Source organism: Synechococcus sp. OH20 (genome assembly GCF_047502685.1).
Taxonomy (GTDB): domain Bacteria; phylum Cyanobacteriota; class Cyanobacteriia; order Thermostichales; family Thermostichaceae; genus Thermostichus.
The window spans coordinates 41985-52222 of the sequence record NZ_JANSIQ010000016.1 but is presented as its reverse complement, the minus strand read 5'-3'; the positions used below and the strand labels follow the sequence as shown (position 1 = coordinate 52222).

At 57.8% G+C, this 10238-nt stretch carries 11 protein-coding genes; 6 read left to right on the top strand and 5 right to left on the bottom strand.

The genetic code is table 11. The features are described 5' to 3' along the window. Positions 1 to 145: 145 nt before the first annotated feature. Both NW826_RS04235 and trxA read right to left on the bottom strand, forming a co-directional pair. The gene (locus tag NW826_RS04235) at positions 146 to 1216 is read right to left on the bottom strand and encodes an LOG family protein (RefSeq protein WP_414334998.1); all 1071 of its coding nucleotides are present in this window, start codon (positions 1214 to 1216) and stop codon (positions 146 to 148) included. A gap of 308 nt (positions 1217 to 1524) precedes the next feature. Next, positions 1525 to 1881, bottom strand: coding sequence for a thioredoxin (gene trxA, locus NW826_RS04230; protein WP_414334999.1), 357 nt, complete (start codon positions 1879 to 1881; stop codon positions 1525 to 1527). Positions 1882 to 2184: 303 nt separating this feature from the next. Between trxA and NW826_RS04225 the strand changes: the two genes are divergently transcribed. Continuing rightward, positions 2185 to 2925, top strand: coding sequence for an MT-A70 family methyltransferase (locus NW826_RS04225; RefSeq protein WP_414509514.1), 741 nt, complete (start codon positions 2185 to 2187; stop codon positions 2923 to 2925). A 159-nt stretch (positions 2926 to 3084) separates the two neighbouring features. Here the strand turns inward: NW826_RS04225 and NW826_RS04220 are convergent, their stop codons facing one another. Beyond that, positions 3085 to 3828 carry an NUDIX hydrolase gene (locus NW826_RS04220; protein ID WP_414335009.1) on the bottom strand — a complete coding sequence of 248 codons (744 nt, stop codon included), beginning with the start codon at positions 3826 to 3828 and terminating at the stop codon, positions 3085 to 3087. 106 nt (positions 3829 to 3934) lie between these two features. Further along, positions 3935 to 5122 (bottom strand): ABC transporter ATP-binding protein, encoded by a 1188-nt coding sequence (locus NW826_RS04215; RefSeq protein ID WP_414337661.1) that lies wholly within the window; start codon positions 5120 to 5122, stop codon positions 3935 to 3937. A gap of 226 nt (positions 5123 to 5348) precedes the next feature. Between NW826_RS04215 and NW826_RS04210 the strand changes: the two genes are divergently transcribed. The 4 genes from NW826_RS04210 (at position 5349) to apcD (ending at position 9153) form a co-directional block, all read left to right on the top strand. Next, positions 5349 to 6080 (top strand): SDR family oxidoreductase, encoded by a 732-nt coding sequence (locus NW826_RS04210; RefSeq protein ID WP_414337664.1) that lies wholly within the window; start codon positions 5349 to 5351, stop codon positions 6078 to 6080. A gap of 109 nt (positions 6081 to 6189) precedes the next feature. Beyond that, positions 6190 to 6879 (top strand): GTP cyclohydrolase I FolE, encoded by a 690-nt coding sequence (gene folE / locus NW826_RS04205; RefSeq protein ID WP_414335003.1) that lies wholly within the window; start codon positions 6190 to 6192, stop codon positions 6877 to 6879. Between the two features lie 370 nt (positions 6880 to 7249). Then, on the top strand, positions 7250 to 8485 hold the full coding sequence (locus NW826_RS04200; protein WP_414509517.1) for a type IV pilus twitching motility protein PilT: 1236 nt from the start codon (positions 7250 to 7252) through the stop codon (positions 8483 to 8485). A gap of 182 nt (positions 8486 to 8667) precedes the next feature. Next, entirely contained in the window at positions 8668 to 9153 is a 486-nt protein-coding gene (gene apcD / locus NW826_RS04195; RefSeq protein WP_414335004.1) for an allophycocyanin subunit alpha-B, read from the top strand. 18 nt (positions 9154 to 9171) lie between these two features. Here apcD and NW826_RS04190 read toward each other — a convergent pair whose 3' ends face one another. Next, entirely contained in the window at positions 9172 to 9855 is a 684-nt protein-coding gene (locus NW826_RS04190) for a HEAT repeat domain-containing protein (RefSeq protein WP_414509513.1), read from the bottom strand. A gap of 93 nt (positions 9856 to 9948) precedes the next feature. Here NW826_RS04190 and rpsO point away from each other — a divergent pair, with 93 nt between their 5' ends. Next, complete coding sequence (gene rpsO, locus NW826_RS04185) at positions 9949 to 10224, top strand: 30S ribosomal protein S15 (protein ID WP_414509512.1); 276 nt, start codon at positions 9949 to 9951, stop codon at positions 10222 to 10224. Positions 10225 to 10238: the final 14 nt, after the last annotated feature.

Genomic DNA, 10238 nt, shown 5'->3' with positions numbered 1-10238 from the left:
GGGATCCTCCCTCAGGGAGAGGGGCTGGGGGTGAGGGATCCTCCCTCAGGGAGAGGGGCTGGGGGTGAGGGATCCTCCCTCAGGGAGAGAGGCTGGGGGTGAGGGATCCTCCCTCAGGGAGAGGGGCTGGGGGTGAGGGCAGCACCTACTTTTGGTCGGGGCGCATTTGCAGAGGATCCGGCTGTCCTGGATGAAGCGTGTTGATCCGGCGCACCATTTGCCACAGCCGTCCAAAGTTACGCTGGTTAAAGTGCATCACCAGCCGCGGCAGATGGGCAATATCTTCCTCAGCTTCTTCCGGCAGGGCCTCGGTTTGCTCGATCCGGCCCCCATCGAGAATGTCGGCAAACTCTTCATTCAAGGTATCCAGAGCTTGGGGCGAGAGTTTGGTGTTCAGGCGCAAGACCAAAAGCTCCCGCACGTAGCGATTGCTGTGAAAGACGCGATAAAAATCGACAATCTGCTGGCAGGCATCTCCCACATCATCAGTTAAGGTGTAGAGGAAAAGATCTTCTGGGCTGATTAGGCCGCGGCCAAGCAAGTGCTCCCGCACGTACTCATCCCATTCCTTCCAGTAGCAGCCACCTGTTCTGTCCACCAGCACCAAGGGCATGAGCTTGGTTTTGCCGGTTTGCATCAGGGTTAAGCATTCAAAGGCCTCATCCTGGGTGCCAAAGCCGCCAGGGAAAAGCACCAGCGCGTCGGTTTCTTTGACAAAGAAGAGCTTGCGAGAAAAGAAATACTTGAAGTTGATGACCCGATCACTGGCAGCAATGACGGGATTGGCCATCTGCTCGAAGGGAAGCTGGATGTTGAGCCCAAATGAGTTTTCCAGCCCTGCCCCTCGATTGCCGGCTTCCATGATACCGCCCCCGCCCCCCGTCAGCACCATGAACCCCCGCTGGCTGATGCAGTGGGCAAACAACTGGGCCTGACGATATTCGGGACTTTCCGGCCCCAGCCGTGCCGAGCCGAAAACGGTGATCTTGCGCTGATGGACATAGTTTTGAAAGGCAGCAAACCCCTGTTCCAAGTCCTCAAGAGTGGCCGCCAAGATTTTGGCATCCAAGCGGCTTAGCTCCAGGGATCCCATGCGCTGCAAAGACTGCAAAATCCGCAGCCACGCTGTCCGGTTGGGGTGATGTTCCAACTGCTTTAGGCGGGTCTCAGCGCTGGAAAAAACCTCTCGCAGAAGAGAAGAAACTGAATCGGTCAAGCTGGGATCCAAAGCTCTCTAAGATTCACTCTAATGAGTTCTCGGCACAAAATATCAACCAAGTTCCCATCCAGACCTCAAAAGTTACATTCCGAAACATCTGGGCTCCTGTCCCGGCTGCTTCGCCCAGGCATCGGCCCACCTCTGCGTAGCGGTAGTCAGGAGATTTCCTACACCGCCCAGAGGTGAACCCATAAACGCCAAGACAAAGCCTTGAAGTCCTGCCTACTGGCGCCTTTGCTCATCGGCCTTGCGAGTTTTTCACCACAGCAGACGAGCAGAGCGTAGCACAGCAACTTGGTCGCGCACTAAAGTACGGAGCTACCCAGCTTATCTTCTGTGTCGAAGTGCTTTTCCAAAATTGTGGTCAGAGTTGCCTTGGGCACAGCACCGACCACCACATCCACCTTTTGGCCGCCTTTGAACAACATCAGAGTGGGAATGCTGCGAATACCGTACTGACTGGCAGTTTGAGGATTCTCATCAGTATTGATCTTTACAACCTTAACTTTGCCGGCATACTGCTCAGCTATCTCCTGAACCACAGGAGCCACCATGCGGCAGGGGCCACACCAAGGTGCCCAAAAATCGACCAAGACCGGAATATCGCTGCGAAGCACCTCTTCTTCGAAGGTGGCATCAGCGATATCTATTGCTGCAGACATGCTTGGAGAACTCCTGAAACAATACCTACCATGGTTCCTAATCTTAGCACAGCTCTCTGGCTGCTGCCGCCTGCTTCCACCACGGCCTACCCCCTTGCAGAGGGTGCCTCTGGGAACATGGCCCACACCAACGGCATCGCAAAGTATCTGGCTGGGGCTGAAACGGGCTTCTACAGGCTCTATCATCGCTTTAGCGGTGAGGCTGTGATGAGGCCCGAGCGAGGATAATTGCCGTGTCCACACGCTTATCCCCAAAGCCGAGGGCGTGTGCCTCATCTGCACCAGTCCCACGGAAGCCATAGCATGACAAAAAACCCACCGCGCTCTTTGGATAAAACGCCAGACCAGATACCTGCCCGCGCGCCAGGCGAGAAAACTGGGATCCCGCACACCATGGACGATCCCTCAGTCATCGCAACGAACCTGGATAAGCGCTACCGAGTTCTTGTCGTTGATCCACCTTGGAACCAAGGCAAAACCGGCAAACGCAAGGCTCGTCCCAATCAAACCACAACTCTGGACTATCCCACAATGAGCAAGGAAGAATTGATGAAGTTACCCATCAACCTGTGGGCGGAAGAGCAGAGCTTCTTGTGGTTGTGGGCAACCAATAGCAAGGATCGCAGCACCGGAGAGCCCATCCTGAAGATAGCGTTCGACTTAATGGAAGCGTGGGGATTCACCTTCTATACAATGATCACATGGAATAAGCGTACTGGCCCATGTCCATTTGGACCTTACCAAGTTACCACTGAGCACGTTCTATTCGGATATAAGGGCAAGGCTGTGTTTGATCGAAAACATTTTGGTAAGATGCAGACCTGCTTTACAGAAACTCCGACAACTCATAGCGCCAAACCGGATTCCTTCTACAAGCGTATTGCGGAATATTTTGAAGGGCCGCGCCTTGATGTGTTCGCGCGCCAGGTACGCGATGGCTACGACGGATGGGGCAACCAATACGGTCTGCTGACTCCAGATGCAAAACGACCAAGAGTGCTGCGTCATGCCAAAAGCTGTCAAGATACTCCTGCCGCATGCTAGTTATCGATACCCTGAACCACAGCTTTTTCCGACTTTATGGGAGCGAAGTTGCACATTATCTCGGCATAAGCCTTTGTCCGGGTAGTCATGTACAGAACCCCCTTTAGTATAGAAGCGAATCTGTACCCACCAAATCTGGCTGGATCCCTCCAGCAGACCTCAAACGAATACCATCGGCTTGTGCCGGATTTTCTCGAAAGCGGCTGCATCAAAACGGTAAAGAGTTGCCGGTCTGCCTGTTCCCTGGGTGCTTTTCTGGCCGGTATCCCGCAAAATGCCCAGTTTTAGCAAGCGGGCGCGAAAATTGGAGTAATCGGAGAACCCCTCGCCCAAAACGGTGCCGTAAAGCTGATAGACCTCCCCCAGCGTGAAGGTGGCGGGCAAAATATCGAAAGCAATCGGGCTGTACTCTAACTTGGCGCAGAGGCGACGGCGAGCGTAGCGGCAAATTGCTTCGTGGTCAAAGGCCAAAGGGGGAATCTGGTCAGCGGGATACCAGGCAATGCCCTCCACTCCGTCTGCCAGCAGTTGAGCATCCTGGAATCGCACCAGAGCAAAGTAGCTGACCGACAGGTAGCGTAGCCCACAGGCATCCTCGGCCTCGCGGGGATCCCGTTCTGGCCCAGCGAAGGTGTAGAGCTGCTCCAGGTAGAGATTTTTAACACGAATTTTCTCTGCCAAGATGCGGTAGGCCGCTGCCTCTAGGGATTCTGAGCGTCGCACCAGCGTTCCTGGCAGAGCCCAGCAACCGCGGAAGGGATCCTCCCGCCGCCGCACCAGCAGCACCAGAAGGCGATTCTGCTCGGTATCGATGGAAAAAATGACCGCATCCACACCGACGCGGAACTCCGCCAACGCGGTTCGCTCCTCCACTGTGCCGGCAATGATGCGGGATCCCTGCATAGATTGCCACTGCCCCTCCATCAACAGCCTACCCAGTTTGCTGCCAGATAGGGAGCGCCTGGGTCATGCCTCCGGGAGAACGTCGGGCAAAAGGGCGGCTTTTGGGTCAGGTTTGTTTTTGTAGCGGGGATCCCTCAGGCCCAGCAATGGGAAACAGACGACCTTGCCCGATGGCAATTCGAACTCGCGTGCCCACAGGCAGCGCTTCCCGCGCCAAGGCGTGCAATTCTTTGCCAGACTCTGCGATCAAGCAATAGCGATACTCTCGTCCCAAAAACTGTCGATCCCGGATGACAAGGCCGCCCTGAGGGTCAGGATGCAAATGCAACTCCTCCTGCCGAATCATCAGCTCTGCGCAGCGCAAGCTGGGGTCGCGCTGATCTCCCAAAGCCTGAAAGGGGATGTGCGACAGCTCTTCAGCCTGCCAACCGAACTCCCGCCGCTCACAGCGAAGAAAGTTGGCTTGGGTAATAAACTCGGCCACAAAGCGGGTGGCCGGCTCTCGATAGACTTCCTCCGGGGATCCCCATTGCTCAATACGCCCTTCCCGCATCACCGCCACCCAATCGGAAAGGCAGAGGGCCTCTTCCTGGTCGTGGGTGACGAAAATGGCCGAGGTCTGGGTTTGCTTGAGGATTTTGCGGATTTCCTCCCGCAGATAGTAGCGCACCTGCACATCCAGATTGCTGAGCGGCTCATCCAAAAGGATCAGGCTGGGCCTGGGGGCCAAAGCCCGAGCCAGGGCCACCCGCTGCTGTTGCCCGCCGGAAAGCTCGTGCGGATAACGATGGGCGTAGTCCTCTAGACCCACCAACCGCAAGACCTCGTAAGCCCGTTCCCGCGCCTGTTGGGCAGCGCCTCGCAACTCAGGTGAGGAGGAGCGATTGCCGCCCCCCCCTGCCGACGCAAATAGGGTGGCGGGCCGGAGTCCAAACATCACATTGGCCAGCACGTCCAAGTGGGGAAACAGGGCAAAATCCTGAAACACCAGCCCCACCCCCCGCTGCTCCGGTGGGATCCATTGCCCCTCCCCGGCCACCACTCGCCCCCCCAGCAGGATCCGCCCGCCATCCGGCTGCTCAAAGCCGGCAATGGTGCGCAATAAGGTGGTTTTCCCGCAGCCCGACGGGCCCACAATCCCCAAGATGTCTCCCTGGGGCAGACGAAACGCCACTTCCTGCAAAACCAACTGCCGCTGGCCAGGAAACCTCTTGCTAATGCCCTCAACCTGAAGAATGTAGGGAGAATCCGCCCGGGCAGCAGTGGACGTTGAGGAAACCAAGAACTCAGTCATGACAGTTGTTGCAAAAGATTTTCACTATTTTTCACCAGACTACCATACCTTAAGTCCTGCCCGGCCCGACTCAGGGCAGATGGATGGCGGCAGGGATAGGATCAATCCCAGCCTTTCCCGTTTGATTCGAGTGGTAGGCGGGAATCAGTGTTAAACTCAGTTAACGAAGTTTACCGGTCTCTGGTGGCGCTTGTTCTTGACAGCGCATCCTAGAGTCTTATTGTGGATGAGTTTTGAGCCCCAGTTTCCCGAACGTGCCTTGATCACAGGGGCCAGTCGAGGGATCGGCAAAGCGGTAGCTCTGAGACTTGCCGAGGAAGGGATAGCGGTTGCTTTGGTGGCCCGTTCCCATCCCGATTTGCTGGCCGTGCAGGCGGAGATCCAGGCAAAAGGAGGAAAGGCGGAGGTTTTTCCCATCGACTTGGCCGACTTGCCCGCTCTACCGCAGCAGTTGCAAGCTCTTTTGGATCGATTTGGCGGTTGCGATGTCTTGGTGAATAATGCGGGCGTGGCCTACGTTGGTCCCTTGGCCAACGTAGCTTTATCGGATTGGCAGCGGGTGATTGACTTGAACCTGACGGCAGCTTTTCTCTGCGCCCAAGCCGTCCTGCCGGCGATGCGCCGGCAGCGCTTCGGCGTGATTGTCAACGTCGTCTCGATTGCGGGCAAGCGAGCCTTTCCTAATTGGGGAGCCTACTGCGCCAGCAAGTTCGGCCTGCTGGGCTTTTCTCAGGCCTTGGCCGAAGAAGAACGACAGCACGGCATCCGGGTAACCAGCCTCTGTCCCGGAGCGGTGGATACGCCTCTCTGGGATACGGATACGGTTCAGGTGGATTTCGACCGTTCCAAAATGCTCTCGCCGGAGTGGGTGGCGGACTTGATTGCTTATCTCGTTCGCCTGCCCAGGGGTGCTGTGGTGGAAGATCTCACCCTCATGCCGGCGGCGGGGGCCTTTTAGGCTGGCCCTTCCTGGGGTGGCCTTGCTAGCCCAGTTTTGAGGGTTTCCCGGCCCTGTCTCCCTCGACAAGTTCCTTCAACCCTTCGTTCAACCAAAGGAATATCCTGCTATGACTCTTGCCAAGCCTGGATCCGGTGCCGAATTGCGACTCAACGACAAAGCCAACCTCAAGTCTCGGGTTATTCGCGATCTGTCCCACTCGGCAGAGCAAGAGCCCAGGGGCTCAGAAAGCCTGGATCCGGCGATGGTGGCCGCAGTGGAGACGTTGCTGCGGGGAATTGGGGAAGATCCCCAGCGGGAGGGTCTCAAGAAAACCCCGGAGCGAGTGGTGGCCGCGCTGAAGTTTTTGACCAGCGGCTATCAGCAGTCCCTGGAAGATCTCATCAACGGCGCCATCTTCGACGAGGGCCACGACGAGATGGTGCTGCTGCGGGACGTAACCCTATTTAGCCTCTGTGAGCACCATCTGTTGCCCTTTATCGGCAAGGCCCATGTGGCTTACATCCCCCGCCAAAAAGTGGTTGGCCTGAGCAAGATTGCCCGCATTGTCGAGATGTACTCCCGCCGCCTGCAGGTTCAGGAGCGTCTTACCCGCCAGATCGCGGAAGCCTTGATGACCATGCTGGATCCCTATGGGGTGGGGGTGGTTATCGAGGCTACCCACATGTGCATGGTGATGCGGGGGGTGCAAAAGCCCGGCTCTTGGACGGTCACCAGCTCGATGGTGGGGGTGTTCCAGGAGGATCCCCGCACGCGGGAGGAGTTCTTGAGCCTCATTCGCCACCCGTCCAACTTTTAAGGATCCCGCGGAGCTTTGCCGGCAAGAAAGCTAATCCTCTGCTCAGGCTGGGAATACTAGCTTAAAATCGACGCAGATCCTGCCAGAAGCGAGGCCTGTTATGAGCGAGGTCAGCCCCGAAAATCAATTTCCCACCGACTTAGACTCCGGTTGGAAGCCGCCGACCCCGCCTGTTGCCCAGCGCCCTCCGCGTGCGGCTGCTCAGACGCCCAAGGTGGAGCCCCCAACGCAGTTGGATCCGATACTGGGTGCGGCTGCTCCCCTCCCGCAAGGAACTGGATCGCGCCCTGCCCCCAGTGCGCCCAAGCCCATCCTAGGCCGGCCCATCCCGCCGGGCGTGGCTGCCGCTCCCCCGCAGACACCGGTGCCCATGCCCGGCCCTGCCACTCCCCCGCAGATGCCTCTGCCCACTCCTCCTGCCGCTGCGGGTCGGCCTCCGGCGTCGCCTCCCAGTCCGGCTGCTCCGCCTTTTGTGCCCCCAGCTCGCCCCACGGCTGCCGGGCGGATCCCGGTGGCCTCTGCTGCTCCTAAGTCTGCCCCCGCTGGCCCGACGCTGCGCCAACTGGTACAGGAAGCCTACGACAAGGGCTACTCCGATATTCACCTGGGGGTGGGGGAAGTGCCTCGTTTCCGGGATCGGGGGCAAATGGTCTTGAGCAACTACCCGGTCACCACCACCGAGATGTTTTATGGCTGGCTGCGGGAAAGCTTGCCGGAGAATCAAATTCGTCAGTTTGAAGAATGTTTGGAGCTGGATACCGCCATCCAGTACGAGGGTTTGGTGCGTTGTCGGGTCAACTGTTTTGTTTCTCTGCTCGGCCCGGCCATGGTGATGCGTCTGATCCCGCTCAAGATCTTGACGCTGGAACAGTTGCGGGCGCCTGAGGTGTTGAAGCGCATTGCCGAAGAGCACAAAGGCTTGGTTTTGGTGACCGGCCCCACCGGCTCCGGTAAGTCCACGACTCTGGCGGCGATGGTGGACTACGTCAACTCCAATTTTCCCAAGCACATCATTTCTATTGAAGATCCCATCGAGTTCGTCCACCAGAGCAAGAAATCGATGGTGCGGCAGCGGGAGGTCGGCATCCACACCCTGGAGTTTGCCAATGCCTTGAAAGCCTCGCTGCGGGAAGATCCAGACATCATCCTGATTGGGGAGATGCGGGATCGGGAAACGGTGGATACAGCTCTGAAGGCCGGCCAGACAGGCCACTTGGTCTTCGGAACCCTGCACACCAACAGCGCCGTCCGCACCATCGAGCGTCTCTTGGGGATCTACAGGCCGGAGGAGCAGGAGCCAATGCGCCTGCAACTGGCGGAGACTCTAGTAGCAATTATTGCCCAAACGCTGGTGCGCACCACTGATGGCAAGCGGGCAGCGGCTCATGAGATCATGCGCAACACCGATGCCATCCGCGACTACATCAAGCGGGGAGCGGTGGACGAAATTGAGGAGCTGATCGCCGATGGCTCCTACGAGGGCATGTGTACCATGAATCAGTCTCTGTTTAAGCTTTACCAAGAGGGGCGGATTACCGCAGAGGTGTGTCTGGAGGCCGCCCCACGTCCCAACGAGATGGCCCAATGGCTGCGAGGCCGGATTTAGAGCCGGTCTGCCGGCTGGGCCAGGTGCTTGAGGGAAGGTCTGTCCTATCCTAAACTGGGAGCAGTTAGCTTGCTAAGTTGTCTTCTCATCTTCTGGGCCAACCTTTGGCTAGGGGGATGGGTTGCTGGGCTGGCTTGATTAAGTGAATTGAAAGAGCGTTACAAAACAGGAGAATCCCTACCGTGAGCGTGATCAACCAGATCATCGAGACCGCGGATGACCAACTGCGTTACCTCTCAGTCAGCGAACTGGAAGCCATCAGAAACTACATGACTACGGGCGAGAGGCGTCTGCAAATCGCTCAGGTGCTAACAGAAAATAAAAAGCGCATCATCGACGAGGCCCAAAAGCGGCTATTTGCCAAGCGGCCGGAATATGTGCAACCCGGCGGCAATGCTTACGGTGACAAGCGCTACAACCAATGTTTGCGAGATTACGACTGGTACCTGCGTCTGGTGACCTATGGCATTATTGCCGGCAGCAAAGAGCCGATTGAGTCCATCGGCCTGATAGGGGTGCGGGAAATGTACAACGCCCTCAACGTGCCCATCGCCGGCATGATCGACGCGATGGTCTTTTTGAAGGAAGCAGCCCTCAGCCTGTTGGATCCGGACTCCGCCGCCGAGGCCGCTCCCTACTTTGATTACATCATCAACGCCATGAGCTAGGGCAGGTTGGCCGGAGATCTACAGGGATTCCAGGGCGGCGCGGGCGTGGGCGGCCACCTGCTCTTGGGGATCCTGGGCCAGCCGGGTTAGGCCGGGGCGGGCGGCTTCGGTGCCCAGCTTGGACAGGGCAATGCAGACGCGGTAGCGCAACTGCCAATCGTCTGAATCGATGAGGGGCTCTAGATGGGGGATGGCTCGCGGATCCCCCAGATCCCCCAGGGCGGCGGCAGCGGCTGTTGTCAGCAGATCATCTCCTGCTTGCAAAGCTTCCACCAGGGTGTCGAAGGCGGCAGGGTTGCCCAGCTCCCCCAGGGCGGCGACGACGCTGAATCGCACCAGCCACTCTGTTTCCCGCCGATAAGCCCCCAGAAGATCGTCCAGGGCCTGCGGCTGCTTCAGATCCCCCAGGGCAGCGGCAGCAGCAGCCCGCACATCGAACTCCGGATCTTCTCGCAAAGAGCGCTGCAAAATGGGCAAAAGGGGGGCAGGCTCGACACCAGATAGGGTGCCCACCTGGCTGATGGCGGCATAGCGGACGCGGGCATTCTCGTCGGCTATGGCTTGCTGCAACAGCGTCAAGGCTTCTGGCCCAGGCAGTTCTCTGGCCTTGTTGACGGCGCGCAGCCGATCTCCCAGGTCTTGTGAATTCAGCAGTTCCAGCAAAGCCGGCAGTGCCGGAGGATTTCCAGAGGTTGGTGTCATGCTCCCCTTGTCTCCACGATCATCCCCGGCAATAGCAAGGGACAAAAGGTCGATGTTATTATTTTGAAGCAGTGCATCCAGTCCTTTGATCTTATGGCCTTATTGCAACAAGAGAAGCAGCAGATCATCGAGAGCTATCGACTTCACGACACCGACACCGGTTCTGCCGATGTTCAGGTGGCTCTGCTCACCAGCCGCATCAACCAACTCTCGCAGCACCTCCAGAAAAACCCGAAAGATTTCAACTCCCGCCGCGGCTTGCTGATGCTGATCGGTCGGCGCAAGCGGCTGCTCAACTACATCGCTAAGCATTCTCCTGACCGCTTCCGGGAGCTGGCCGAACGGCTGAACATCCGGGTGAAAAAGTAGGTACCCATCCAAAA

Coding starts and splice junctions, on each gene's coding strand:
- trxA (WP_414334999.1), bottom strand. CDS start 1,881: ATGTCTGCAGCAATAGATATCGCTGATGCCACCTTCGAAGAAGAGGTG.
- NW826_RS04225 (WP_414509514.1), top strand. CDS start 2,185: ATGACAAAAAACCCACCGCGCTCTTTGGATAAAACGCCAGACCAGATA.
- NW826_RS04220 (WP_414335009.1), bottom strand. CDS start 3,828: ATGCAGGGATCCCGCATCATTGCCGGCACAGTGGAGGAGCGAACCGCG.
- NW826_RS04215 (WP_414337661.1), bottom strand. CDS start 5,122: ATGACTGAGTTCTTGGTTTCCTCAACGTCCACTGCTGCCCGGGCGGAT.
- NW826_RS04210 (WP_414337664.1), top strand. CDS start 5,349: ATGAGTTTTGAGCCCCAGTTTCCCGAACGTGCCTTGATCACAGGGGCC.
- folE (WP_414335003.1), top strand. CDS start 6,190: ATGACTCTTGCCAAGCCTGGATCCGGTGCCGAATTGCGACTCAACGAC.
- NW826_RS04200 (WP_414509517.1), top strand. CDS start 7,250: ATGCCCGGCCCTGCCACTCCCCCGCAGATGCCTCTGCCCACTCCTCCT.
- NW826_RS04190 (WP_414509513.1), bottom strand. CDS start 9,855: ATGACACCAACCTCTGGAAATCCTCCGGCACTGCCGGCTTTGCTGGAA.
- rpsO (WP_414509512.1), top strand. CDS start 9,949: ATGGCCTTATTGCAACAAGAGAAGCAGCAGATCATCGAGAGCTATCGA.